Raw genomic sequence first — 25,344 nt, 5'->3', positions numbered from 1 at the left:
CCAGTCCCCAACCTTGGCACGAGGCTTCCGGCGATGCACGCGACGTCGAAAAATCGGCTATGGTGACGGCTGGCTTGAGGGTCGAGGGCGATTGCAATGGTGGCGTACAATCTGAAGGACGTCCGCGACTCCTTCGCCAACGATAAAATTGCCGCTGCTTTCGGGCGGCAGTTCATGGACGCGTATCTCGCCACCGCGTTCGGGGCGCTGCCCAAGTCCGAGATCGACCTGCACGTCTTCTCGACACTCGTGCGGCTCGACATCCTCGAGATCAACGGCGCAAGCTATCGCATTGCGCGCGCACTTAACATCACGCCAGCGAAGGCGCGGACGCTTCTGTTCCAGCACCAACTGCGCAACGTCTCGGAGGACGAAACCGACTACCAGATCATGATCGCGATCACGACGGCGCGGTACTGGAAGGATGGCGACAAGCTAAGCTTCGGGATCACGTCGCCGCTCGTGAAGGCCGCTGTCAGTGCCAAGATGGAGGAGCGCGGCGTCTTCGCGGACGTCTCGTTGAGCGGCAACATCTTACGTGTCGATCCCGGCCGCTTCGGCGCGGTCCTCGCGAGCCTCATTTCACCAGCTCAGGCACGGCGCGTCATTGACCTCCTCAAGGACAAGCGTCTCGTAGACGAAAAAGCGCTGCGCGCCGCGCTCGAGAAACGCGGCAGCGATCTCGCCTCGAAGCTCTTTGACAAGGCAACTGAGAAGGGTGCGCAGAAGACGTTCGATGCGCTGATGATCGGGCTAGCGACCGTCACGGGCGGGCCAGTGGCGGGCGGCGCGGTTGGCGGCGGCATCGCCGCGACGCGGACCTTTGGCAATGCCTTGTTCGAATGACGAAGAGCGCAGCTGCTTTGCCCGGCGCGCCTCGTGATTACGGTCGTACGACCGCGTCGTGTCGGCGCCAGATGCGGTCATTTGGCTCCAGCCGCATTGCTCGCCGAACACTACACGCCTGAGACGCCTCACAAGCTATACCTTTCAAGACGATGACGCTTGGGTCGGAACCTAGTTATGGTGGTCAGCCGCAGCCTGTGCGGCGTTGTTCGATGCAAACAAATGGACATGCCTTCGCTGACAATCGCGCAACTAAGGAATGTCGTTGAAAATCACGAACGCCAGAGAGCGTTCGACAGGCCGGACTACGTCGCCGCGCTTGAGGAGCTGCAAAATCGGCAGGGTCCGCACTTAAAGATCGATACGACCGTCCGATCCATTTTGTCTGCGGCGGCGGAACGCAGGTTCATCAGCTATGGCGACGTTGCTAAAGCGAACGGATGCGCGTGGCAGACTGTTCGGCGCCAGATGCCCAGGCATCTCGATTTGGTTCTCGGCAAAGCAAATGCGCGTAACGCTCCGCTTATCACCGCCATTGTCGTCAACGAGGTGAACCGCAAAACGGGAGAACTGGAAGACTCTTCGCTCGCTGGCTTTATCGCCGGCGCAGGCCGCTTGGGCATCTCCGTGACGGACGCCCGAGGTTTCCTCAAAGAGCAACAGGCCGCTACCTTCGACTTCGCAGTCAGCAATAAAGCGCTCTAATGAGAGAGCTGACTTTTGCGGAGGCGCTCGCTGAGTCCGAAGGACGTTGCCGTCACCTCCTCTTGGGCAACGGTTTCAGTATCGCCGCCAGCCCGCGTTTTGCTTACGCATCGCTGTTTGAGCGTGCCTTCGGCGATCAACAGACGAGGCTTCGGTCGGTATTTGATCGCATTAACACCACCGACTTTGAGCAGGTCAGTCGTGCCCTGTCAGACGCCATCGCGGTCACCTCGTGCTATGAGGGGTCAGAGGCTGCCATTCAGGCGATGACAGAGGATCGCGCGAGCTTGGGTCGGTTGCTGATTGATGTTGTCTCAGCGATCCACCCCGCTAGCGCTGCAGATCTCACGCTGGGGCAGTATCGCGCCTCCGCCGCATTTCTCGGGCACTTCCGCACCCCGGGGCATCAGGGCAACATTTTCACGACCAACTACGATCTGCTCCTTTATTGGGCCACGCTGGAGCATTGGCGCACGCTCGGGACGGGTGACGGTTTCGCCGGACAGAACCTTCTATGGTCAGAGGCCAACGCCCTGACCCAGAGCGTGTTTCACCTTCACGGCGCGCTTCACATCTTCGAAGGAGAACAGGGCCGGGTTTTCAAAGTCCGGCGTGGCGACGACAACCTGATGGTTGATCTTCGCAGAATGATCGAGGGCGGGCATATGCCGCTGTTCGTTTCTGAGGGGACGACGGAGCAAAAATCCGAGCGCATAGCTGCGAACCAGTATCTCGCTCACTGTTTGGAACAGCTCTCTGAAACGTGCCGATCAGAAGACGACGCCCTGTTCGTCTACGGTCACGCACTCTCAGACGGTGACGCCCATATCGTTGACTGCATCTCTGGTGGGACCATGGCTACGATTTATGTCGGAGCCCTAGACATCGCCGCAGCTCGCGAGGACCTAGCTGCTCTCGAAGCGCGCTGGCGTGAGGTCCGCCGTGCAGCGGGCGGCCCTGCCATTGAGCTGGTCGTATTCCCGTCAGGGGAAGCAATCCCCTGGGGTTGATTGCTAGAGCGCTTTCACCCGAGACGATTGAGAATGATGTCATCGAAGATGGTCTCAAGCTCCTGTTGCAGCATGGAGTCCAACAGCTTGAAGCCCCCAACGAGGTGATCTCCACTGGGAAACCCCGTGCGGGACGGGAACATCAGTCGGGCACGTCTGGGTCGAACGGCAGCCCGGGGAAGGCGCTGACCGTCCTTAAGCGGATCCATCCCATCGGCCTAGGTCCGTTCGTACAGCGCCTCACCGCTGAACACGTAATGAGCGAAGGGCGGTCCTCCCGTAGAGGCAGACCGATCATGCGCTTGCCTCCAATGGCTTATGCAGCCTTCCTCAATCTCACTTGATATCGATACGGTTCCACCTGTTCGACGACCACGAAATCTCCCGGCTGTGCGCCGTTGAGCTTGAAGAAGGCCCCCACCCAGCCCCGCGCCCGGAAGAACTTCTTGTCCTCGCCGTCGATGTCCGTTTCCGCCGCGGCGGGTCCGCCCCAATCCAGCTTTAAGACCCGTCTGGCCAGCTTCGACTTGTTCGAGCCTCCGATCACATCATCCGGAAATTTGTGGACGTGCGGCCGCAGATAGAAGTGATTGTGCTTCAGGTTGGCTTCGGTGATCTCGATCCGGATTTCGCCCTCCGGCGCGAGGGACTGGCCCTCGACCGACCGAACGGGAGACGCGGCGACCGGTGCTGACGGCACCTTTCCCTGTGAGATCGACGGGCTCTGAGCGACAGGGCCTATCGCGGCTGTCTGAACAGTCCGGATATCGGTCAGTTGCGAGGCAATAGCCTGCGCGATGTCATCACCGAGGGTGACCCATGTGACCGCCCCGCTCGGGTGGCTGTAGGGCACCGGCGTGGTCAGGCACCGCACGTCGGCCAGGCGCCATGGGGTGTTCCATTTCGCCACGTCCCCCGATGCGATGAGGTCGGCGGGGATCCGATGCTGATCCGTCGTACGGAGCATCTCGGCGGGCGCTAGCGGCGACCCGACATCGACGAGCCTCGCAACCCCGTAAATCGCTCCCGTGCCCTTGCGGATCAGGCCGAACCAGCCGCGATGAGCGGTGCTGCTCGCCCGCATCTCCCAAGTCTTGGAACCGTCGAGAATGTAGCTGATCCAAGGGTCGGCAATGATGAGCGCTTTGTCGATCTGCATGTTCAATCTTTATACGCGAGGGTGATCACGGAACCGTCGTCCCCGACGATCATGTAGACCCGTCGGAGCTGCTCCATCTTCTTAAGCGGCCACGTTCCGAACTCGCGCTCCATGTCCCGCCACGACTGCTTGTCGAAAGAGTAGCGAACCTCACTCTTCCCCGCCGGTTTGCAGGAGCCGAAGTTCAGCAGGAGGTGGCGAGCGATGTTCGGAATGCTGCGGTCCAGCGAGCGCTGCTCCGCGTGCCGCGTCATGTAGAGAAGGCTTTCGGTCATGCTGACAGCCCCTGCAATTCCGAACGACGCACGCGTTTCCAGGTCTGACCCGTCACGATCCCCCAGTTCTGGGACTCGCTGTTGGGGCGGCGCCAGCGAGGCGTCTCCATCTTCGACAGGAGGGCGAGGGCTTGATCGAAGTCGCCGACAACCTGTTCGTCGCCCTTGCCTCCGATCGAATATCCAACGCTGTCGGCCTTCTCGCGAGCCTCGCCGCCCCTGTAGAGGCCGGGATGGAAGTAGCTTCCATCGTTAGCGACCGGGACGAATACAAAGTCCTCAACGTGTTCGCTTGCGTCATCCGCTTCGAACGGGACGTCCTTGCCCCAGTCGGCGGACAGTGGAGCCAGTGCGCTCACCTGCTTCCAGATCGACCACTGGAAGTCACGTGCGTTGAGCCAAGGCTCGCAAGCCTCCGGGGCGATGAGGCCATTCTTGCCGACGAGGGGCGCCTCATCGGTCTTGGCGTAGATGGCGTTCTGGATGCGCTTCGGGGTGACGCCCGAAAGCAGGGCGAGCGCGTGGAGCGTAATGGGTTGGCCCAGGTCGAGCGCCAAACGCGCCCGAGCCTGGTCGCGGGTTGATGTCGTCTGGCCGATAAGGGTGTGCCCGGTCTCCTGCCGAGGCAGCAAGGCTGCCAGCCGGTCAACCTTCGCGCAGATGCCCTCGATGTATGCCGGGATGTTCGCGGCCGCCGTCAGCCGCGCGGCCATATCAGCCCCGACTTCGGTGTCCAGCCGAGGGCTGCCTGCGAAACCCCAGATCGGCAGGACGCCGAAGTTAGCGAAGGCGTTGAGATCATGAAGTTCGTCGAGGAAGGGGGGCCGACACGTGTCGTTCCAGCCGTCGATTTCGCTCCATGTCTGGCGCCAGGCGGCATCGACGGGCACGCCGTCCAGCTTCGACCATTGCCATTCCCCTCGGCGGCCATGAGCGACGATCCGCTTCAGCGCGGTCATCATGAGGGCGGCCTCGGCGTCGGGGAAAACGAGGTCGATCAGTTCGCCGATCGTGCCGAAGGATTGGATCACCTCGTCCTGTTCGGTGAATGCGTATTCCGGCATGAACTCGTCCATTCGGTCGTCGTAGATGTCTCTGATGGTCGGCATGTTTTTCCGTGGGTATTTATGAAAGCTGTGTTGCCCGCACTATAAACACCGCATCACTGACCGCGTCAAGCATGGGTGTATCGGAAATCCGCTTTGCATATTTAGAAGTAGCGATGCGCGTCATCGCCGATGGACGGCGGGGTCTGGTGTTTGGCGCAGTAGCGCGGGACGGGACCGGAACGCCGGCGGTTCGGCGGGCTGTGACCCGGCGATGTCGGAGACGCGCCGGGGCTGCGGGGGCCACGATGCGGATCGGTTCGGCTCGTAGAGGGGCCTATGCTTCTCGACCGAAGATGGTATTCCCAAAGGACTAAACACTTTCCGCGAAAGCGCGTATCCTTGGCGATCCATTCTCTCGCAGACACCGCCTCGGCACCGTGCGGGCCGTACAGTTATCCGATCTCCCCCTGCCTGAAGAGGATCGTACTTGTCGCCTGAATACGATATGGCGAGCCCAGGCGCCGCGGAGCTGTTCGAATCACTCCGCGCCTTTGGCTACGACCTGCCTACTGCGATCGCCGACATCATCGACAACAGCATCACGGCTCAGGCGCGCAACGTCTGGATTAATATGCTGTGGGCCGGATCCGCCTCTCGCGTCATAGTCCGTGACGACGGACGTGGCATGAACGAGGCCGAGCTACGACAGGCGATGAAGCCTGGCAGCCTCAGCCCGCTTGCCGGCCGCTCGAAGGACGACCTGGGCCGCTTCGGGCTCGGGATGAAGACGGCCTCGATCTCTCAGTGCCGCTGCCTCACCGTGACCAGTAAGCCGGCCGGAGGGGAGGCGGCGCTCCGGCGCTGGGATCTCGATTACATTGCCGGGACGGGAACGGGTGAGTGGCGACTGCTGAAAAGCCCCACCCTGCTCGATCCGGCGGACCACGCGCTCTTGGCGGCCCAAGAGAGCGGGACCGTCCTCTTTTGGGATCGCCTCGACGTGCTGGTCGGGGACGCCCCGGAAAGCGATGAGGTGGCGCAGAAACATTTCCGGGAACGCGCGGAAGCAGTGCGGCAGCACCTCGCCATGGTGTTCCACCGTTTCCTCAGGGGCCGCGGAGCCATCAACATCCACATGAACGGTCGGTCGATCGAACCATGGGATCCTTTCCTCGAGGACGTCGAGTTCACGGACCCCCAACCTCTCGAGACGCTCGTTGCGTCGGGCGAACGGGCCGAGGTCAAGGCGTTCATCCTCCCGCACCACAGTCGCCTCGATCCCGAACAACATCGCGACGCGGCCGGTCCGAAAGGATGGAACGCCCACCAGGGCTTTTACATCTACCGGAACCGCCGGCTACTGGTGGCCGGCGACTGGCTCGGGCTGGGAATGCAGAAGGAAGAGCATTTCAAGCTCGCGCGGATCCGTATCGATCTGCCGAGCTCCGCCGATTTGCTCTGGCAGATCGACGTGAAGAAGTCGCGGGCGCGGCCGCCGGCCTCCTTGCGGCGGGACCTCCAGCGCATCGCTCGCGCGGCGCGAAGCCGAGCGTCAAGCATTTACCGTCATCGCGGCAAGGTCATCCAGCGCCAGCTCGGCGACCGTGAGGCCTTCCTGTGGCAGCACGTTCTTCAGCACGGCAAAGCCTTCTATCGGATAAACCGGAATCATCCCCTCGTGCGCAAGGTGCTGGAGACCACCGAGGACCGCGTCGCGTTGAAGGCGCTGTTCAGCCTCGTCGAACACACCATTCCCGCGCCATTGATCGTCATCAACAACGCCGAGACACCTGACGCGATTGGCCAGCCCTTCGAGGGAGCCCAACGGGAGCTGATGTCGACGATGAAGGAAGTGTTCGGGGCGCTGGTCGAGGGTGGACGCGACCGGGCCGAAGCCGCGCGCGCCCTGCTTTCGATGGAGCCGTTCAATCTCTATCCAGAGGTCGTCACGGCGTTCCTGGACGAGATCGTTCGCGAGACGGACCAAACAAGGGCGTGAAACCGCCCGGGGAAAACCAATGCAGGCAGGATCATCCGAACAGCTGCTTCGCAGCGCCTACGGCGCGGCCAATGCCCTGCTGGAGCTTGAGCCGCGCATCACCCAGGAGGCGCTCGAGCGGAGCGTGGACTTCGTGCTCGCCATGCCACCCTACGCCTCGGTCGACCGCACACGCCTCCTGCGCGAACTGGAGGCTCGCAACAACACGCTGGTCGGCGGCTATTCGATCATCGACGACAAGGAGTTCGTCGCCTGGGTGAAGGCCGCGCGCGAGCGACGCCCCTTCGATTTCTGGGACCGCTACCGTCACTGGATGGACCGCGGCCGGGGCTGGGCGAGGCAACCCCTGCTCGAGCTCGACAACATGACGGATGACATCCTCGACCGTCTCCGCAACCCTGAGACCGAGGGTGCTTGGGATCGCCGGGGCCTCGTCGTCGGCGATGTGCAGTCGGGCAAGACATCCAACTACACCGCGCTGATCTGCAAGGCGGTCGATGCTGGTTTCCCGCTCGTGATTATCTTGGCCGGCGTGCACAACAGCCTGCGAAGCCAGACCCAGTTGCGGGTCGACGAGGGGTTCCTCGGCTTCGACACGCGGCTGAGCCTTCTGGCCGAGGACCAGGAGAACCAGAGGATCGGCGCCGGCAAGATGCCGAGCGCGCCCTTCCTCGTGGCTCACTCGCTGACCAGCAGCGCCGACGGCGGCGACTTCAAGGCGGGCACAGCCAACGGCACGCGTCTGATCCCTGGCGGCCGGGATCCGATCATCCTCGTCGTCAAGAAGCGGGTCTCCATTCTGCAGAACCTGATCGCATGGGTTCAGTCGGTCCGGGCCGTCGATGACGCCGCCACCCCGGGCGGGAAGCTCGTCCGCGACGTGCCCATGCTGGTCATCGACGACGAGGCCGACAACGCCTCCGTCAATACGAACGAGTACAGAAACGACGATGGCAGCATCGACGAGGACGCCGACCCCACCAAAACCAACATGCTGATCCGAAAGTTGCTCGTCTCATTCGAGAAGAGCGCCTACGTCGGCTACACGGCGACGCCGTTCGCAAACGTCTTCATACACCACGAGGCGGCGCACCGGGATCTTGGCAAGGACCTCTTTCCGAGCAGTTTCATCATCAACCTTCCTGCGCCCTCGACTTATATCGGACCCGAGAAGGTCTTCGGGTTGGGAAGGCCGGGAAGAGAGGGGCAGGCGCGCGGACTGCCGATCCTGCGCCTCATCGGGGACGCCGAGGCGGTCTTTCCTCCAGGACACAAATCGGACCTGCCGGTCACTGAACTGCCGGAGTCGCTCGAGGAGGCCATTCTCGCGTTTCTGCTCGTGTGCGCGGCGCGTCGTGCCCGCGGCGATATCAACGTCGACAACTCCATGCTGGTGCACGTCACCCGGCTCGTCGCGGTTCAGGAAAAGGTCGCGCGCCTGATCGAGGAATACTTAGCCGACGTCGTGCGTCAGCTGGAGTTTCCGGGGACCGGTGGGAATGCGCACGAGGCGATGGAGTTGCTTTGGGCCAAGCAGTTCGCCGCGAAGGCCGAGATCCTGCGATCCCAACTCGCTGATCACGATCTCGCTCCCGTCGCATGGGAAGAGGTTCACACCCACCTTTTTGACTCCGCCCGCAGGGTGCGGGTCCGGGAGATCAACGGTTCGGCCAAGGACGTTCTCGACTATGCCGAACACCCGGACGGTCTTTCCGTCATCGCCGTGGGCGGGGACAAGCTCTCGCGGGGCCTCACGCTGGAGGGGCTCTCGATCAGCTACTTCATCCGCACGACGAAGATGTACGACACCCTCATGCAGATGGGGCGCTGGTTTGGCTACCGCCCGCGCTATGCGGACCTCTGCCGCCTCTACACCTCTCCCGCCCTCGTCGGCTGGTACCGGCACATCGCGATCGCGACCGCCGAACTCCGGGAAGAATTCGACCTCGCGTTCAACAACGGTCAGACGCCGCTTGAATTCGGTCACCGCGTCCGCACCCACCCTGACGGCCTGCTGATCACAGCCGCGAACAAGATGCGGTCTGGTTCAAAGATCCGGGCCGGCTTCTCCGGGACCATCTCGGAGACCGTGTCGTTCGAGCGATCACAAGCTCAGGCAAATTACGAGGCCTTCGACCGGTTCCTGGGGAGTTTGCCGCCCCGTCCTGGCAGGGGCCGCCAACAGTGGGACGACGTCTCCGGCGCTGATGTGCACGGCCTACTGAGGCAGCTACAAACCTCCCCCGATTCTTGGAAGGCGGACGCTTCCGCGCTCGCCGGGCACGTTGCCAACCGGATCGCGGCCGGCCGCCTCCGCTCCTGGACGGTGGTGCTGGCCGGATCGGGGCAGTCGAAGGTCAGCCGCGCCGTCGGACCCTACCAGGTCGATCTGACTGATCGTCGGAGCGACGACCACGGCGGCGATGGCCGGATCAGCCTCGGACGGCTGGTCAGCCCCAGCGACGAGATGGCCGATCTCGACGAAGCGGCGCAGGCGCGGGCGATGGCGGAGACCGTGGTGGCCTGGTCCAGGAAGCCCGAGCCCAAGAAGGACCGGCCAAAGACGCCGAGCGGCCCATTCATCCGAAAGCAGCGCAGCCCAGACCGCGGCCTCCTGCTGATCTATCCGATCGACGCGGGTCTTGCCGGTGACCTTCCCCTAATGGGTTTCGCGATCAGCTTCCCGTTCGACGCCGACGCGCCGCTGATCGATTATGCGGAAAACAGCGTGAAACAGCTCGACAGGATCTTCCAGTGACGCCCGACGCGCTGCGCACAGCCTGGAGTGATCTCGCTGACGAGCCCCCGAGCCCGTCTGGGGTTCAGCGTGTCCGCATCGACCCGACGGCCGCCGCGGACGTCTTCGCCTGCATATACTGGCCAAGTCGGCGACCGGGTCTGCTTGTGGAAGGTGCTGGTGACCATCGGCTTGGAAATGGTCGGATCCCGAAGTGCCGCGGTGTGCGCGTGGTACACGAGCTCATCGTCGTCCCTGAGACCCGAACCGTGCTTCGCGTGATGCTGGAAGATGAGAACCTTCTCGACATCTTCGCCGTCATGTCGGCGGACCTCGTCAACGTGGTTGTGGCCGAAGTGTCGGCCGCCTCCGCCCTTCGACGCTGCTTCGACCGGCTGTGCATGTGGCAGATACTGTTCGAACGGCTGCCGGCTGCCGGTCTGACGGAGCCGCAACAACGAGGCCTGCTGGGAGAACTCCTTGTTCTGGAGCGGCTGCTCCTGCCCCGCATGGACAGGCTGGCAGCCGTGACCGCCTGGACCGGCCCGGACGCCTCCCATCAGGATTTCGTCAGCGGCGGCCTCGCGATCGAGGTTAAGACTAGCTTGGCGAAGCGACCCGCGCGGATGATGATATCCAACGAGAAGCAACTGGACGAGCGTCCCCACGACACATTGATACTCGCCCATTTGCGACTGGACGAAAGCACGGTGCGGGGCGACTCCCTGCCTATGGCGGTGAGTCGCGTCCGCGGCCTCGTCGTGGCCGATCCGATGGCGTCAGCGGGTCTCGACGACCTTCTGGCGATGAGCGGCTACCTCGACGTCCACGCCCCCCTCTATCAAGACCGGCGCTGGCTCTGCTCCACGACCCGATACTATCAGGTCGCAGAAGGGTTCCCCCGTTTGACCGAGGCGAATCTGCCCGAGGGCGTCGGCGACATCCGCTATTCGATCAGCGCCGACGACCTAGGCGTCTACGAGGTCTCTTCGGCCGACGTCGCACTGCTGGTGGAGGTTTCCAATGTCCGAGCGTGAAGATCTCGAGACCTACGCTGTAAACATTGCGCAAGACGTTATCGCGCGGGCGGACGCGGCCGAGGATGGCGTGCTCCGCGCCGAGGCGCTGGCCGAGCTGCTGTTCGAGCATCTCGTCGATGCGGGCGAAATCGACGACGGGATCGCGTGTGCACTCGAAGGCCGAGGCATTCGCTGTTCAGGCTACTACCTGTCGGAGGACAATGACCGTCTAGATCTGTTCCTGGTGCTCCCCCGATTGGACGGCGCCGCGGCTACTGTGCCGAAGGCGGAGATCGACACCGCGTTTCGGCGAGTCAGCGCCTATCTTGAGAAGGCGCTGGACGGCCTCCACCGGGAGCGCGAGGAGGCGCTTGCTGGCTACGACATGACCCGGGCGATCTGGGAAGCGCGCAATGATCTCAGTCATGTCCGCCTGTTCGTGCTCACGGACGGCGTGGCGACCATCGAGCAGATCGATAGCTACCTCCTCGGATCCATCGAGGTGACCAGCCACCTTTGGGATCTTCAACGCCTTCACAGAGCCGTCTCGTCCGGTTCGAGCCGCGAACCGATCCATGTCGATTTCGCGAAGCTGGGCGGGACGCTCCGTTGCATCGCGTCGACACCGCCGGGCGGCGGCTACCGCTGCTTACTCGGCATGGTGCCGGGCGATGTCCTCGTCGAGATGTACCGCCAGCACGGACCCCGGCTTCTGGAGCGTAACGTCCGCAGCTTCCTCCAGCTGAAGGGCAAGGTGAACCAGAGCATTCGCAAAACCATCATCGACGAGCCGGAAATGTTCCTGGCCTTCAACAACGGGTTATCCGTGACGGCCACCGGGTTGCAGGTGCGCGATCACGGCGACGGGACCGTGGACCTGCTCGCCGCCGATGACTTTCAGATCGTCAACGGCGGCCAGACGACCGGCTCGGTTTTTCGCGCGTGGCGGAAGGACAAGGTCGATGCGAGCCGGCTCCAGGTGCCTGTGAAGATCACGGAAATCCTGAGCGACGGCGACATTGAGGAGATCGCGCCGCGCATCTCGCTGTCAGCGAACAATCAGAACAAGGTCAACATGGCCGACTTCTCGTCGAACCATGCATTTCACCGGACGATGCAGTCACTTTCCAGATCGATCTGGGCCCCGCCGGCGGGCGGGCTCCAGCGCCAGTCGCGCTGGTTCTACGAACGGGCGCGTGGCCAGTATCATGACGCGGTCGCGGAAAACCGGACCGACGCCGAACGCCGCAAGTGGGAGTTGATCCATCCAAGAAACCAGCTGATTACTAAGACCGACCTCGCGAAGTACGAGCACAGTTGGTCGCAGCTGCCCCACATCGTCAGCCGGGGCGGCCAGAAATGCTATCTCGACTTCATGGACGCGCTGGACAAGCGCGGTGCCTTTGAGCCTGACGAGCGCTATTTCGAGCGCTGCGTCGCCCGGGCGATCTTGTTTCGCCAGTCCGAACGGATCGTCTCGCGTCAGAAGTTCGGCGGCTATCGAGCGAACATTGTCACCTATGCCGTTGCTTGGCTTTCGCACCATACCGCCAAGCGCGTTAATCTTGAGGCGATCTGGTTGGCGCAGGAGCTTCCAGCGCCGCTGGCGGCCTTTATCGAAGTACTCAGCATTCACGCGCACGCCCACGTGACAACGCCGCCTGGCGGCCAGAACGTAACCGAGTGGTGCAAGAAGGAAGCTTCCTGGGAGCGATTCAGGGACACTCGGATCGAGATTCCAGCCGAGGTTGAGGCAGGCCTCATCGCGCGGGAGCGGGGTCAAACCGGACGGGCAACAAGTGTTCTGGAGGAACAGGGCAGCGCTACAGAGACGGAACAGATCGACCGGGTCGCGGCCATCCCGGCGCAGACCTGGTTCGATCTTTCGGCATGGGCCAAGGACACCCAGTCCCTTGTAGGGTGGCAGCGGTCGCTGGCCTTCAGCCTGGGGCGCCTGGCCGGAAGTGAGAAGAAGCCCTCGCGGAAGCAGGCCCTCCACGGTGAGAAGATCATCGAGGAGGCGCGAGGTCTCGGGTTCAGGGGGTGAGGCTGGCCAAGGCTTGATTGACAATCACTGAAGGAGCTCGCCGGTCACAGATGGTCTGCGTCGGGACGTCCGCCATGAACAACTAACGAGGCGCTTCCGGGATCGTACAGGTACCGTGAGATGGATTGGTCGCGGATCATTTCAACGACCTGATCAATGACGTGCAAGGGCACGAGGATCCGTGCCGAGGCCTGGAAGCGCCAGCTGCTGACGGGCCAGGCAAAGACCCTGAACCAGATCGCCAAGGCTGAAGGCGTGACCGCAGCCTACGCCGCCCGAACTATCCGCACGGCCTTCCTCGCTCCGGATTTGAAAGCGGCGATCCTCGATGGCTGCCTGCCGGCCGGGCTGACTCTGGAGGCGGTCACCCGCCAAGAGATGCCCCTCGACTGGGAGGCGCAGCGTCGTCTCTACGCCGCTGGCTGAGACCCAGCCGCGGCATCCCTGATCCGGGGATTTCCTTCCCTGTTCCCTCAAAATATTCCCTGTTAGCCCGGAAGAAATTCCCTGTTCCTGTCGTGGGAAAAGGTCGCGGCGCGCACCTGAAATTCCAGTCGTAGCGGGGTTTTCCGGGTTGCGGCGAAGGGCGTTCAGATGAAAAATTCGCGGATTTCCCTGTACTTCCCTGTTTTTAGGGATGGGCCCAGGCAGGCGAAAACGACCCGTCGCCGGGCGAACGGAGACTGAGGCGGCAAAAAGGGGGTGTTGCAGGCAAGATCCCGCGATCAGAGACGGGCTGTCCGTCTCCGGGTTCGGCAAAGGCGCGGTAATGTCGGGGTTATTTCCTGGGTTACAGGGACCCGGCGGTTATCCAGGAAGTGCGTGGCGGACAGAGAGGGATTCGAACCCTCGGTAGGCTTTCACCTACACACGCTTTCCAAGCGTGCGCGATCGACCACTCCGCCACCTGTCCGTTTCCACGACGCGCGTGAACCCGCCGGACGGTCGATCCAGCGGAGGGCAGGCTGATAGAACAAGCAGACCCCCTCGGCAAGCGGGGTTGTTGCCCCCATATGGGTGCAAAGCCGATTTCGTGAGGATCATCGCCATGCTGTTTCAGAAAACCGAACTGCCGACCGCCGACACCGCCCTGCCGGGGCGCGATACGCCGCTGCGGACGGACGAGATGCATTTCGTCTCGGGTCGCCCGCTGAAAGGGCCGCATCCGGAGGGCTTCCAGACGGCCATCTTCGGCATGGGCTGTTTCTGGGGGGTGGAGCGCATCTTCTGGCAGTTGCCGGGGGTGTGGGTGACGTCCGTCGGTTATTCTGGCGGGATCACGCCCAATCCGACCTATGAGGAGACCTGCACCGGTCGCACCGGACACACCGAGGTGGTTCAGGTGGTCTTCAACCCGGCGGAAATCACCTATGCTGAGCTGCTGAAGGCCTTCTGGGAAAACCACGATCCGACGCAGGGCATGCGTCAGGGCAATGACGTCGGCAGCACCTATCGCTCGGCCATCTATTATCTGAACGACGAACAGAAGGCCGAGGCAGAGGCGTCGCGTGATGCCTATCAGGCGGCGCTGTCGAAGGCGGGTCGCGGCCAGATCACAACCGAGATCGCGCCGGCTGGGCCCTATTATTTCGCCGAGGACTACCATCAGGGCTATCTGGCCAAGAACCCTGCCGGCTATTGCGGGATCGGCGGGACGGGCGTGGTTTGCCCGATCGGTCTTGATCTTGGTCGCGACGCCGAGCCGTAGCTTCGGGGCGTCGAGGCCTGATCGTGGACAGGCAGGGTGTAGGCAAGGTCTGCCTGGCCCTGCCGGGGGTCACGCTGGATCATCCGTTCGGTGACGACCACGACTGCTACAAGGTCGGGGGCAAGATGTTCGCCATGGTCGGCGGGCAGGGCGGGCTGTCGTTCAAGGTGTCGGACATTGCCTATGAGGTGCTGACCGAGGATGGCCGCGCCCGTCCGGCCCCCTATCTGGCGCGGGCGAAATGGGTGCATCTGGACGATATCAGCGCTTGGCCGGATGATGAATTGGCCGAACATCTGGCGATCGCGCACGGGATCATTGCGGCCAAGCTGACGAAGAAGGCGCGGGCGGCGTTGGGGCTCGACGCCTAGCGTCTTGCCAAATCCCGAAAACCGGCGTTCTCTGTGCCCGCTTTTCGGGGGAGGGCGGAATGCGGCTTGTGATGTGTGCGGCGGGTCTGGGTGCCATCGCCCTGCTCGGGGCCTGCGAGAATGCCCAGATTAGGGTCACGACGCCGCAAACGACGCGGGTGGTCGCGGCCACGGACATCGAGGCCGGACGGTATCTGGTCCAGATCACCGGCTGCAACGACTGCCACTCACCGCGCGGAGCCCCGGGGTCGCCTCCGCTGGATGAGGCCGACACGCTGAGGGGCAATGGCATGGGCTTCTATGGCCCGTGGGGAACGACCTATGCCGCCAATCTGAGGCTGACGACGGCGACGCTAACCGAGGAGGCCTGGGTCGATATGCTGTCGACGCGCGAAGGTCGCCCGATCATGCCCTGGGCCAGCGTGCGGGCCATGGACGACGCCGACAAGCGGGCCATCTATCGCTACATCCGGTCGCTGCCCGGCGAGCCGGGGGAGGCGGTGCCGGACGGGCTGCCGCCGGGTCAGGTGCCGTCCACGCCTTATGAGGACCTGAACATCAAGATGCCGGCGAGCGCGCCGCCTCCGCGCTGATCCAGCGGTCCATGCGGGCGTCCAGCAGTTCCAGCGGCAGGGGGCCATCCACCAGCAGGGCGTCGTGAAAGCGGCGGATGTCGAACCGGTCGCCCAAGGCGGCCTCGGCGCGGGTGCGGATGGCGCGCAGGCGGATTTCGCCAATCTTGTAGGCCGTGGCCTGGCCGGGCCAGCCGATGTAGCGCTGAAGCTCCGTCTCGATGTTCAGCGGGGCCAGGGCCGAGTTGTCGCGGAAACAGGCTCTGGCCTGTTCGATGTCCCATCCCATCCAGTGCAGGCCGGTGTCCGCGACCAGGCGGCAAGCCCGCCACATCTCGTAGGAGAGCCGCCCGAAGCGTTCGTAGGGGGTGCGATAGAAGTCCATCTCTTCGCCCAGGAATTCGGCATACAGGCCCCAACCCTCGACGAAGGCGGTGACGTCGGCCCCCCGCCGGAAATAGGGCTGGTCCTCGGCCTCCTGTTGCAGGGCGATCTGCAGGTGGTGGCCGGGCACGGCCTCGTGCAGGGTCAGGGCGGGCAGTTCGTACAGGGGTCGCTGGTCCAGGCTGGAGGTGTTGACCATGTAGCCGCCGGCGACACCGGTCTTCATCGACCCGCCGAAGTAGCGGCCGGTGGTGTAGTTCGCCTCGATCTCGCGCGGGACCGGCCGGACGCCATAGGGCAGCCGGGGCAGGGTACCGAACAGGGCGGGCAGACCGTCGTCGGCCCGCTTGGCCATCTCCGATGCCTTCTCCAGCAGGCCCTCGCGGCTGGTGGCGTAGAATTGCGGATCGGTGCGCAGGAAGGTCAGGAAGCCCGCGAAATCGCCGGTCCAGCCTGCGGCCTGCATCTCCTCATCCATGCGGGCGCGGATGCGGGCGACCTCTTCCAGGCCGATGGCGTGAACCTGATCCGGCGTCAGGTCGGTGGTGGTGTAGCCACGCACGAAATAGGCATAGAGGTCGCGCCCGCCGGGACGCTGGCCGATGCCGGGCTGGGTCTGGGTGGCGGGCAGATAGTCGTCGGTCAGAAACCTCAGCCATTCGGCTCGGCGGGGCGTGATGCCCTCGGCGATCAGGGCGGCGGCACGGGCCTTTAGCGCAGTCTGATCGGCGGCAGGGATGGTCGCGGGCAGGTTGGCCAGGGGAGCCATCAGGGGGTCGACGGCGGGCGTGATGGCGGCATCGGTCTGCGCCAGGGTCAGGGCGTTTTCGACGACCGACCGAGGCTGGATCAGGCGGGTTTCCAGACCGCGCCGGGCATGGGCGAGGGTGGCATCATACATGGCGGGCATGGCGGCGAGGCGCGACAGCCAGGCCTCGGCATCGCGCTTGTTCGCAATGCGGGTGACCGAGGCGATATAGGCCAGCGACTGACCGATTGCGCCTTCGGAGTTCAGGGCCAGCCGGCTTGTGTGCAGCGCCATGCCTTCCAACTCGCGGTCGATCAGGAACAGCAGGAAGGTGCGGTTCTGGGCATCGTCGGCCGACAATCCGGCCATGGGGATGGCCTCCAGCCGCGCCTTGAAGGCCCGTAGCGGCGCGCGGCGAGCCAGTTCGGCCTCACGCGAGATGTCGGGCAAGCGCGACAGGGCGGCGACGTCGCCGTCGAGGCCCGCCGAGATCGGATCGTTGGCCTTCAGATAGGTCTCGTAGTCGGTCAGGATGGTGGCGAGGGCGGGGTTGGCTTGACCCGCCGCATCAGACGCGGGCTGGATCGTGGCTGGGGCACCGGTCGACTGAGCCAGAGCGGTGCCGGGCAGGGCAACCAGTAGCGCCAGAAGGCTAACGGCGGTGGTGGTGTTCATGGATCTGCCCCTCGTGCCCCGAGCGGGCGCGGTAACTGCACCGGACGCCAGGCGCGGCGTCAAGGGATCAGGTGCCGGAACCCCGCGTGCAGAGGGCGAAGAACTGCTCGATCCGTTCGGCGGACGCAGGCTGGGGTACGTAGGTTTCGCGGATGTCGCCATGCCAGGCGGCCATCCAGCCGACGCGGCGGAACCGCTGGAAGACGGGCGCGTCGGACCGGGCCTGGGCCGTCAGAACCAGGCCGGCGTGGACGACGGCAGGCTCGGCCTGGGCGAAATTGCGTTCGGTGTCGCCGCCGGATTCGAGATGGATTTCAGGCGCGGCACCGTCTTCGGCGCTGGCGGTCAGATCCAATAGCTCGCTGCCGGGTGTGCATTCGAGGCTGAGCTTGAGATCGTCGCTGCGCTCAGCCCCATAGGCCAGTTTTGCCTGGCTGCCGTCGGTCGAGAGGAACCAGTCGTAGCCCGGGATCGGCTGGGGGGCACCTGATGGGGCAGCGTTCTCGGAAGTGGGTGCGGGCGTCGTGGAACAACCAGCAACAGTCAGGCTGACGACTGCAAGAGACAACAAAGACACGCGACGCATGGGCTACTCCGGAACTAGCCGGAACAAAGCTCGGCGAACCGGCGCAGCTTGGCAAGATGGGCCTGCGGGATTTCCAGCGTCCGGCGGGTTTCGCCAGCGCTCATCGACAGGCTGCCCTCGCGCGCGAAGGCGGCAAACACCGGATGGTCGGTGCGCAGGGCGACCTTGACCGATCCGGCGCGTCCGGCCTCACTCTGTGTCATGGCGGTTGACGTGCCCGCCGCGATCCGTGTCATGCCGGTCATGTCGCTGGTCTGATAGAGGGTCAGTCGGGCGACACTGGAGCCGGGCTCGCATTCCAGGGTCGAGCGCAGGCTGGGCGTGTCGGGGATTTCGTTGGCGAGGACGACCGGTGCGCTGTCGGCATACAGAGTCCAGGTCCACGCGGTTTCGGGCGCAGGGGTGGACTGCAGGGCCAAGGCCCAGGCGGCGATCAGGATAGACATGGTGCAGCCCCTCGCTGTCGTTCGGCCTCAGGACGCCGTCAGGCGGAGCGCGTTCCGCAGTCGTCCAAGAATGCCCTTATAGACTGGCGCTCGGTTTGTGTCGCGGGAAGGTCGAAGCGGCGCTCGGGTCCCTCGACACCCAGGCGTCCGGCGCGAGCAAGACGCGCCATGGCGGGGTCGTCGGCGGACAGGGCGCGCATTTCGATCAGGTCGCCGCTCAGGGGGTCGATGTCGGCCTCGAGACTGCCTGCGGATCGAGCCGCGACCGGATGGACCGCGCCCATGGTGACGATCTCTCCGTCGCCGATGCGGCAGCTCATCATGACGGCCAGTCGGTCGGAGTTGGCGACGCCGTAGAACAGGCGTGCCTCTGGCCCGTCATGATTGATGTGCCAGCCCATGCCTTCAATGCCTTCGGGGACCACCTGAGTATCCGTCGCCATGGTCTGGGCCGCAAAGGCGGCCAGTCCGAGGGCGGCGACAGCAGGAAGGGCGATCTTGAGCAACGGGGGATACCTTGCGTTCGATCATTGAACGCGGGTGTCCCTCAACGGTTCACGGCACAGCTTTACAACCAGATCAGAACGGGCTGAACCGCTCCACCAGGGACTGGGCAGCAGGCGTGGCCTGGACCCGGCTGATGTCCCCGCGACCGCCGTAGCTTATGCGGGCCTCGGCGATCTGGGTATGGGCGATGGTGTTGGCCGAGCTGATGTCTTCGGGCCGGACGATGCCGGCGACGGTCAGCTCGCGCACCTCGCGGTTGGTGCGGACTTCCTGGCGGCCCTGGATCATCAGATTGCCATTGGCCATCACGTCTGTGACGACGGCCGCGATGGTCAGGGACACCCGCTCCGAGCGGTTGACCGAGCCGGAGCCGTTGGCGTTGGACTCGCCCTCGATGCCCACCATGGTTGAAGGGTCGAAGCCACCGGGGAAGATGCGGCCCAGGCTGTTTTCCAGGCCGAAGAAGTTGGTCACGCCGCCCGAGGCATTGTTGGTCCGGCTGCGCTGGGTCGAGTTCTGGGTCTGGGCGCGGTCGTCGATGTCGATGTTGACGGTCAGAATGTCGCCGACGCGCCGGGCGCGCTGGTCGCCGAAGAAGGTGCGCGATCCGACCCGCCAGAGGCTGTTGGCGCTGGCGGCGCGATCCGCCCGCTGCTGCTCTGGCGTCGGCAGATAGACCTGGCTGGTCGGGACCAGGGCCGCCGGATAGCCGATGGGGGCCAGTTCCGGCCCGCGAATCGCCTCGACGGCCGTCGAGCAGGCACCGAGCGCCAGGGTGGAGGCGAGGGCGGCGGTGGTGATCAGGGCGGTACGCATGAACTGAAATCCCTCTTAGCGAGCGGCGAACTGGTTGTTGCGGGCAGACTGGGCAGCAGGGCCCGCGATGGCGCGGCCGGGGCCGGTGGCGACGGCGTCGACGGTGCGGCCGGACTGCAGGTTCAGCACGGCGACGGGCTCCCCCATGCCGGCATTGCGCTGGGCGCGGCCGGTGACGGTCAGGCGGATGCCGCCGGATTCGAAGGCGACCTCAACCAGATCGTTGCGGCTGATTACGCGGTCGGCGTAGGCGGCGCGGGCCGGGGCATAGGTGGGGGCTGCGGCTGTCGTCGGCGAGACCGCGGTTCCAGCGCTGGCAGTCATGACGGGTGCTTCGACGGCATGACGAACCACGACGCGGCGCAACCCGGTCGGATTTGCCCAGTCCAGGCCGGATTGCCGGGCCAGGCTCTGGAGCTGACCGGCCTCGAATACAATGGAAGGGCCGACCCGGCGGCCTACGACGACGCCAGACGCGCCGCCGGCTCCGTCGAACAGGTCGCCCAATGTGACCTGGCCGTCTGAATCGACGGGATTGCTCTTCAGCGTCACGGGGCCAGCGAAGGCAGAACCCGCGACGGCCAAGACCAGTGCGGCCCCCAGGATCAGCGCCCTCATGACTTCACCTGCGAGGCGACGGACAGCATCTGGTCGGCGGTTGTGATGACCTTGGAGTTCATCTCATAGGCGCGCTGGGCAATGATCAGCGAACTGATCTCGGCCACGGCATCGACGTTCGACGCCTCGGTGAACTTGTGCAGCAACTGGCCGAAACCGACCTCGCCGGGTGTGCCGACATTGGCCGGGCCCGAGGCGGTGGTTTCGAGCAGAAGGTTGTCGCCGACGGCTTCCAGTCCCGCCTCGTTGAAGAAGGTCGCGATCTCCAACTGGCCGACGATGGAGGGCTCGGTCTCACCCGCGGTAATGACCTGGACCTGCCCGGACTTGGAGATGGAGACGTCCACCGCATCCTGGGGGATGGAGATGTTGGGCTGGACCGCATAGCCGTCGTCGGTGACCAGCTGGCCCTCGCCGTTCAGGGCAAAGTTGCCGGCGCGGGTGAAGGCCGTCTCGCCTGACGGCAGCAGGATCTGGAAGTAGCCGCGCCCGTCGATGGCCACATCGTACAGCCCGCCGGTATTGGTCGGGGTGCCCTGTTCGGTGACGCGGTAGACGGCCCCGGCCTTGACACCCGCACCGATCTGGATGCCCGTCGGGACCACGGTGCCCTGGCTGGACGACTGTGCGCCCATCCGCTCGACGTTCTGGTACAGTAGATCCTGGAACTCGGCCCGCTGGCGCTTGTAGCCGACGGTGTTCATGTTCGCGATGTTGTTGGAGATGACCTCCACGTTCAGCTGCTGGGCCGACATGCCCGAGGCGGCGGTGCGAAGTGCGCGCATGGTTCAGTCTCTCCTTACGACACCCGGCCCAGCCGCTCGACCGAGCGGCGGGACAGGTCGTTGGTGTTTTCGATCATCCGCGAGATGCTCTCGTAGGCTCTCTGGATCTCGATCAGATTGGTGATCTCGAGGATCGGATTGACGTTGGAGCCTTCCAGCATGCCCTGCCGCACACGGGCGTCTGTCGCCTCGACGGGCGCAGCGTTGGAGGCGTTGCGGTACAGACCGTCGCCACCCTTTTCTAGCACAGACAGGGTGTCGAAGCGGACGACGGCGAGACGGCCGGTCAGCTCGCCGTTCTGGCTGATGGTACCGTCAGGACCGACGGCGGGCTCGCCCAGTGCACGGTCCAGGATGATGGGGCCACCGTCGCCCAGAACGGCAAAGCCGCCCTCGGTGGTCAGTTGACCCTCGGCGTTCAGGGTGAACGCTCCATCGCGGGTATAGGCCTCGCCAGCCCCGTCCTGCAGCTTGAAGAAGGCTCCTTCGCCCTCAATGGCGAAGTCCAGGCTGCGGCCCGTCTGTTCCAGCGCGCCCTGGCCGAAGTCGCGGCCGACACCCTTGTCCAGGACGAAACTGGCGCTGGGCCGGATGAAGGCGTTGCGGGCGCGCTCGCCGACCTCGGTGCCGACCAGCAGCTGTTCGACCTTGAAGCCGGTGGTGTCGGCATTGGCGATGTTGTTGGCCACGATGTCGAGCTCGCGGCGGAGCGTCATCTGGCGCGATAGTCCGACGTAGGCGGCATTTTCCATGAGCGGCTCCTTTCGCAAAGAGGCCTCGCAACGGTCGTGCCAACAGGGTTAATCCAGTGGTGGCGGGCTTTGCCGCCGATTTCAGCCTTGCGGACCCGGCAGGATTTGCCGGTTCTTAGCGGCTCGTTAACCAAAAAACGGTCGAATGGCCTTCGAGATTCTCCGGGGCGCTGTGAATGCTGAAGTTCGGCAAGAAGAAGGACAAGAAGGGCGGCGGTGACGCCGATCTTCCGGCCGTGTCCGATGCGCCTTCGACCGAAGGCGAGGGCGGGGAGGGTGCAGATGCCGTGCCCAAGAAGAAGAAAATCCCGCTGCTGTTCATCGTCATCCCGGCGGCAGTACTGGTGCTGGGTGGGGGTGGGGCCGCAGCCTTCTTCATGCTTCAGCCCAAGCCGGCTGCGGCGGAGGCCGAGGGCGGCGAGCATGGTGAGGCCAAGGCCGATGCAGGCCATGGCGAGGCCAAGAAGAAGGGGGGCGGTGACCACGGCGGCGGCGCCGAGGGTGAGGCCGATCCGTCCATGGGCGTGATCGCCGAGGGGCCCGACGGGATCACCTTCTTCACGCTGCCGGACATGCTGGTGAACATTCAGGGGCCGGAAGGGCGTCCGACCTATCTGAAGCTGAAGCTGACGCTGGAGACCAAGGACGCCCACGTCGCCGAGCAGCTGCAAAGCGAAATGCCGCGCCTTCAGGATATGTTTCAGGGCTTCCTGCGCGAACTGCGGCCCGAAGATCTGGCCGGATCGGCGGGCAGTTTCCAATTGCGGGCCGAAATCCTGCGTCGGGTCAATCTGGTCGCGGCACCGGGCAAGGTGGATGCGGTCCTGATCGAAGAAATGCTGGTGCAGTAGGCATGACCGACGCTGCGTTCGCCGAACCGATCGACCCGTTGGGCGAAGAGGACGAGGATCGTCCCTCTGCCTTGTCCGAAAGGGTTCTGAACCAGGACGAGATCGACAGCCTGCTGGGCTTCGATCTGGGCGACGACGACGGGTCCGAGCGCTCAGGCATTCGAGCCATCATCAACTCGGCGCTGGTGTCCTACGAGCGCCTGCCGATGCTGGAGATCGTGTTCGACCGTCTGGTGCGGTTGATGACGACCAGCCTTCGCAACTTCACCTCTGACAACGTCGAGGTTAGCCTCGACAACATCAGCTCGATCCGGTTCGGCGACTATCTGAACTCAATTCCTCTGCCGGCTATTCTGGCAGTGTTCCGGGCCGAGGAGTTGGACAACTACGGCCTGCTGACGGTCGATTCCAACTTGATCTATTCGATCGTTGACGTGCTGCTGGGAGGCCGACGCGGTACCGCGGCGTTGCGGATCGAGGGCCGACCTTATACGACTATCGAGCGCGTGCTGGTCCAGCGGATGGTCGAGGTCATCCTGAACGACGCTCGTGCCGCCTTCGAGCCTCTGACGCCGGTGCATTTCAACCTTGATCGGCTGGAGACCAATCCGCGCTTCGCCGCCATCGCGCGTCCGGCCAATGCGGCCATTCTGGTAAAGTTGCGAATCGACATGGAAGACCGCGGCGGTCGGGTCGAACTGCTGCTGCCCTATTCGACGCTCGAGCCCATCCGCAAGATGCTGCTGCAACAGTTCATGGGCGAGAAGTTCGGACGCGACAATATCTGGGAAGGCCACCTGGCCACTGAGCTCTGGACGACCGAGACCGAGGTCCGCTGCGTGCTGGACGAGCAACAGGCCCCCCTGTCGCAGGTGCTGGCCCTGAAGGTCGGCGACACGATGATGTTCAACGCCACGCCCGATTCCGACATTTCGATCCGGGCCGGGACCATACCGCTGACTACCGGCAAGATGGGCCGCAAGGGCCAGCATATCGCCGTGCGTGTGGAGGCCCCGATCAATATCGACGCCGCCGCCCGCCTGACTGGAGGAAAACGCTGATGACCGGTTTGATCCTGGATGGTGTCCTGATGGTGCTGCTGGTCGCGGCCCTGGGCTATGGCGTGCGGCTGGAGCGCAAGCTGTCGGCCCTGCGCGCGGGTCAGCAGGCGTTTGCATCGGCCGTGACGGAGCTGAACACGGCCGCAGGGCGGGCCGAGACGGCACTGGCGACCCTGCGGGCCTCGGGGCATGAGACCGATCTGCTGCACGACCGCATCGTCAAGGCCCGTGAGGTCAAGGCTCAGCTGGAAGGGTTGATCGCCCGTGCGCCTTCGGCGCCGGCTCGCGCCGTTGTGGAGGAAGCGCCGCTGGAACTGCGCACTGTCGCGCCGCGTCCAGTGCCGGTGGCCGCGACGGCACCCGTTGCCGCGACAGCCGACGACGAGCGGGCGCTGCGCATGGCGGCCCTGGCCGAGCGCATTCAGGGCATGGCGACACCGGCTTCGGCCCGCGCCCAGGCCCCGGGCGGATCGAATGTCTCGGCCATTCTGGGTGCGATGACCGCTAACCAAGCCGCGAAGCAAAGTCTCAATCAGGCGCGGCGTAATCTGGACGAAGACCTGTTCGCCGCCTGAAGATCATCCTTCTTGCCCTATGCCTGCACGCGCGGCGTGCAGGCGACTTGAGGGCTCTTGTGAGTAACCGACCATGAGCAAAATCCCGCGCCTGTTGCCCCTGATTGCCGTCGCCATCGGCGGGGTCGTGGTGGTCCGTGCCGTCGGCATTGCGCCTGGTCTGTTCGAGGGGGCTCAGGCCTGGGCCGAGGAGGCCGTGCCGGCCGCAGCCGCGGCTGCGGTCAAGCCGGCCGCGGCCGTCTGTGCCCTCACGCCTGAGCAACTGGCCCAGCAGGCTGGGATTTCGCCTGCAGAGTTGCGTATCCTGCAATCGCTGCAATCGCGTCGGACGCAACTGGATGCGCGGGATACCGACCTGGCGTCCATGCTGCCGCTGATGGCGACGGCCGAGCAGAAGCTTGATGCCCGCGTGCAGGCGCTGGAGGCCGTCAAGGCTGAGGTGCAGCAACTGCTGGGACAGGTCAGCGAGCAGGAGAAGGCCGAGAATGATCGATTGGTCGCCGTTTATACAGCCATGCGTCCTAAAGAGGCGGCGCGGGTGTTTGCGACCCTGAGCGACGATGTACGCCTGCCCGTAGCCGCCGCAATGCGGCCTCGGTCACTGGCGGCCGTCATGGCCCAGATGGAGCCTGCTGCAGCCCGAGAACTGACCGAGAAACTGGCCCGGCGTTTCGCCGCCCGCCAGCAGCTAGCCGCGCGAGCCGCGACGGCGGCGACGGCCAATGCACCCGCCCCGGGGCCGGTGGCTGTGCCAACCGCGAATGCTGTGCCGTCGGCAGCGACGGCGACGCCGCCAGCCCCGACCCCGGCAGCAGCTCCAGCGGCGGCCACGCCGACGCCTCGTCCTGCCGTGCGCCGGGCACCGTCCAGGCCCACGCCCCGTCCCGCCACCCCGACCCCGACCCCGACTCCGGCTGCAGCGGCTCCGTCAGGACCGCAGCCCTATCAGGCGGGTGAGGCGGCACCGGCGGCTCCGCGCCAGTCCGTTCAGTAAGGAGCGGTTGCCGCTTCAAAGTCGGCAGCAGCTGACCTGTCGATAAGAA

26 protein-coding genes and 1 tRNA gene are annotated in these 25,344 nt (G+C 64.5%); 15 read left to right on the top strand and 12 right to left on the bottom strand.

Translation table 11 applies throughout. From position 1 onward, the window contains the following. Positions 1–96 precede the first annotated feature (96 nt). The 3 genes from AC4PRM_RS10420 (at position 97) to AC4PRM_RS10410 (ending at position 2,561) form a co-directional block, all read left to right on the top strand. Positions 97–846, top strand: coding sequence for a hypothetical protein (locus tag AC4PRM_RS10420; protein ID WP_492039785.1), 750 nt, complete (start codon positions 97–99; stop codon positions 844–846). 177 nt (positions 847–1,023) lie between these two features. After that, positions 1,024–1,551 (top strand): hypothetical protein, encoded by a 528-nt coding sequence (locus tag AC4PRM_RS10415; protein WP_492039784.1) that lies wholly within the window; start codon positions 1,024–1,026, stop codon positions 1,549–1,551. Further along, positions 1,551–2,561 carry a DUF4917 family protein gene (locus AC4PRM_RS10410; protein WP_492039783.1) on the top strand — a complete coding sequence of 337 codons (1,011 nt, stop codon included), beginning with the start codon at positions 1,551–1,553 and terminating at the stop codon, positions 2,559–2,561. Before AC4PRM_RS10415 ends, AC4PRM_RS10410 begins: the two co-directional genes overlap by 1 nt. 316 nt (positions 2,562–2,877) lie before the next feature. Here the strand turns inward: AC4PRM_RS10410 and AC4PRM_RS10405 are convergent, their stop codons facing one another. Genes AC4PRM_RS10405 through AC4PRM_RS10395 form a run of 3 tightly spaced genes read right to left on the bottom strand, consistent with a single transcriptional unit; the run spans position 2,878 to position 5,104 of the window. After that, positions 2,878–3,720, bottom strand: a complete 843-nt coding sequence (locus AC4PRM_RS10405) for a hypothetical protein (protein WP_492039782.1) — start codon at positions 3,718–3,720, stop codon at positions 2,878–2,880. 2 nt (positions 3,721–3,722) lie between these two features. Then, positions 3,723–3,995 (bottom strand): hypothetical protein, encoded by a 273-nt coding sequence (locus AC4PRM_RS10400; RefSeq protein ID WP_492039781.1) that lies wholly within the window; start codon positions 3,993–3,995, stop codon positions 3,723–3,725. Next, complete coding sequence (locus AC4PRM_RS10395; protein WP_492039780.1) at positions 3,992–5,104, bottom strand: hypothetical protein; 1,113 nt, start codon at positions 5,102–5,104, stop codon at positions 3,992–3,994. Before AC4PRM_RS10395 ends, AC4PRM_RS10400 begins: the two co-directional genes overlap by 4 nt. Positions 5,105–5,531: 427 nt before the next feature. Between AC4PRM_RS10395 and AC4PRM_RS10390 the strand changes: the two genes are divergently transcribed. From AC4PRM_RS10390 to AC4PRM_RS10370, 5 genes are all read left to right on the top strand, one after another. Continuing rightward, a complete protein-coding gene (locus AC4PRM_RS10390) occupies positions 5,532–7,043 on the top strand; it encodes an ATP-binding protein (protein ID WP_492039779.1) in 1,512 nt (503 codons plus the stop codon). 19 nt (positions 7,044–7,062) lie between these two features. After that, on the top strand, positions 7,063–9,801 hold the full coding sequence (locus AC4PRM_RS10385) for a Z1 domain-containing protein (protein ID WP_492039778.1): 2,739 nt from the start codon (positions 7,063–7,065) through the stop codon (positions 9,799–9,801). Continuing rightward, positions 9,798–10,817, top strand: coding sequence for a PD-(D/E)XK motif protein (locus tag AC4PRM_RS10380; protein WP_492039777.1), 1,020 nt, complete (start codon positions 9,798–9,800; stop codon positions 10,815–10,817). Before AC4PRM_RS10385 ends, AC4PRM_RS10380 begins: the two co-directional genes overlap by 4 nt. Next, complete coding sequence (locus tag AC4PRM_RS10375) at positions 10,804–12,846, top strand: AIPR family protein (RefSeq protein ID WP_492039776.1); 2,043 nt, start codon at positions 10,804–10,806, stop codon at positions 12,844–12,846. Before AC4PRM_RS10380 ends, AC4PRM_RS10375 begins: the two co-directional genes overlap by 14 nt. Before the next feature lie 156 nt (positions 12,847–13,002). Then, the gene (locus tag AC4PRM_RS10370; RefSeq protein WP_492039775.1) at positions 13,003–13,272 is read left to right on the top strand and encodes a hypothetical protein; all 270 of its coding nucleotides are present in this window, start codon (positions 13,003–13,005) and stop codon (positions 13,270–13,272) included. 397 nt (positions 13,273–13,669) lie between these two features. On the opposite strand, the gene AC4PRM_RS10365 is transcribed toward AC4PRM_RS10370, so the two are convergent. Next, a tRNA-Ser gene (locus AC4PRM_RS10365) sits at positions 13,670–13,759 on the bottom strand. Between the two features lie 135 nt (positions 13,760–13,894). Between AC4PRM_RS10365 and msrA the strand changes: the two genes are divergently transcribed. Genes msrA through AC4PRM_RS10350 form a run of 3 tightly spaced genes read left to right on the top strand, consistent with a single transcriptional unit; the run spans position 13,895 to position 15,518 of the window. After that, complete coding sequence (gene msrA / locus AC4PRM_RS10360) at positions 13,895–14,554, top strand: peptide-methionine (S)-S-oxide reductase MsrA (protein ID WP_492039774.1); 660 nt, start codon at positions 13,895–13,897, stop codon at positions 14,552–14,554. Between the two features lie 23 nt (positions 14,555–14,577). Beyond that, on the top strand, positions 14,578–14,925 hold the full coding sequence (locus tag AC4PRM_RS10355) for an MmcQ/YjbR family DNA-binding protein (protein WP_492039773.1): 348 nt from the start codon (positions 14,578–14,580) through the stop codon (positions 14,923–14,925). A gap of 59 nt (positions 14,926–14,984) precedes the next feature. Next, positions 14,985–15,518: a c-type cytochrome gene (locus tag AC4PRM_RS10350; RefSeq protein WP_492039772.1), complete on the top strand. Its 534-nt coding sequence runs from the start codon at positions 14,985–14,987 to the stop codon at positions 15,516–15,518. Here AC4PRM_RS10350 and AC4PRM_RS10345 read toward each other — a convergent pair. From AC4PRM_RS10345 to flgF, 8 genes are all read right to left on the bottom strand, one after another. Then, positions 15,484–17,304, bottom strand: a complete 1,821-nt coding sequence (locus AC4PRM_RS10345; protein WP_492039771.1) for a DUF885 domain-containing protein — start codon at positions 17,302–17,304, stop codon at positions 15,484–15,486. The genes AC4PRM_RS10350 and AC4PRM_RS10345 overlap by 35 nt on opposite strands. A 67-nt stretch (positions 17,305–17,371) precedes the next feature. Further along, positions 17,372–17,890 carry a hypothetical protein gene (locus tag AC4PRM_RS10340; protein WP_487921756.1) on the bottom strand — a complete coding sequence of 173 codons (519 nt, stop codon included), beginning with the start codon at positions 17,888–17,890 and terminating at the stop codon, positions 17,372–17,374. A gap of 14 nt (positions 17,891–17,904) precedes the next feature. Beyond that, the gene (locus AC4PRM_RS10335) at positions 17,905–18,336 is read right to left on the bottom strand and encodes a hypothetical protein (RefSeq protein ID WP_373258343.1); all 432 of its coding nucleotides are present in this window, start codon (positions 18,334–18,336) and stop codon (positions 17,905–17,907) included. Between the two features lie 38 nt (positions 18,337–18,374). Beyond that, positions 18,375–18,842: a hypothetical protein gene (locus AC4PRM_RS10330; protein WP_492039770.1), complete on the bottom strand. Its 468-nt coding sequence runs from the start codon at positions 18,840–18,842 to the stop codon at positions 18,375–18,377. Positions 18,843–18,915: 73 nt separating this feature from the next. After that, entirely contained in the window at positions 18,916–19,659 is a 744-nt protein-coding gene (gene flgH / locus AC4PRM_RS10325; RefSeq protein ID WP_373258345.1) for a flagellar basal body L-ring protein FlgH, read from the bottom strand. A 15-nt stretch (positions 19,660–19,674) separates the two neighbouring features. Then, on the bottom strand, positions 19,675–20,277 hold the full coding sequence (locus AC4PRM_RS10320) for a flagella basal body P-ring formation protein FlgA (RefSeq protein ID WP_492039769.1): 603 nt from the start codon (positions 20,275–20,277) through the stop codon (positions 19,675–19,677). Next, positions 20,274–21,062 (bottom strand): flagellar basal-body rod protein FlgG, encoded by a 789-nt coding sequence (gene flgG / locus AC4PRM_RS10315; RefSeq protein ID WP_373258347.1) that lies wholly within the window; start codon positions 21,060–21,062, stop codon positions 20,274–20,276. The genes AC4PRM_RS10320 and flgG overlap by 4 nt, the downstream gene beginning before the upstream one ends. Before the next feature lie 14 nt (positions 21,063–21,076). After that, positions 21,077–21,814, bottom strand: a complete 738-nt coding sequence (flgF, locus tag AC4PRM_RS10310; RefSeq protein WP_373258348.1) for a flagellar basal-body rod protein FlgF — start codon at positions 21,812–21,814, stop codon at positions 21,077–21,079. A 176-nt stretch (positions 21,815–21,990) separates the two neighbouring features. Here flgF and AC4PRM_RS10305 point away from each other — a divergent pair, with 176 nt between their 5' ends. The 4 genes from AC4PRM_RS10305 (at position 21,991) to AC4PRM_RS10290 (ending at position 25,295) form a co-directional block, all read left to right on the top strand. Next, positions 21,991–22,665 carry a flagellar basal body-associated FliL family protein gene (locus AC4PRM_RS10305; protein ID WP_492039768.1) on the top strand — a complete coding sequence of 225 codons (675 nt, stop codon included), beginning with the start codon at positions 21,991–21,993 and terminating at the stop codon, positions 22,663–22,665. Positions 22,666–22,667: 2 nt separating this feature from the next. Then, positions 22,668–23,726, top strand: a complete 1,059-nt coding sequence (gene fliM, locus AC4PRM_RS10300) for a flagellar motor switch protein FliM (protein WP_373258350.1) — start codon at positions 22,668–22,670, stop codon at positions 23,724–23,726. Then, the gene (locus AC4PRM_RS10295) at positions 23,726–24,301 is read left to right on the top strand and encodes a DUF6468 domain-containing protein (protein WP_492039767.1); all 576 of its coding nucleotides are present in this window, start codon (positions 23,726–23,728) and stop codon (positions 24,299–24,301) included. Before fliM ends, AC4PRM_RS10295 begins: the two co-directional genes overlap by 1 nt. Before the next feature lie 73 nt (positions 24,302–24,374). Further along, positions 24,375–25,295, top strand: a complete 921-nt coding sequence (locus AC4PRM_RS10290; RefSeq protein WP_492039766.1) for a MotE family protein — start codon at positions 24,375–24,377, stop codon at positions 25,293–25,295. Positions 25,296–25,344: the final 49 nt, after the last annotated feature.

The sequence above is a fragment of the Brevundimonas sp. DW-iso22 genome (genome assembly GCF_058725425.1).
The sequence above is the reverse complement of the archived record's forward strand: the minus strand, read 5'-3'. Positions and strand labels throughout refer to the sequence as shown.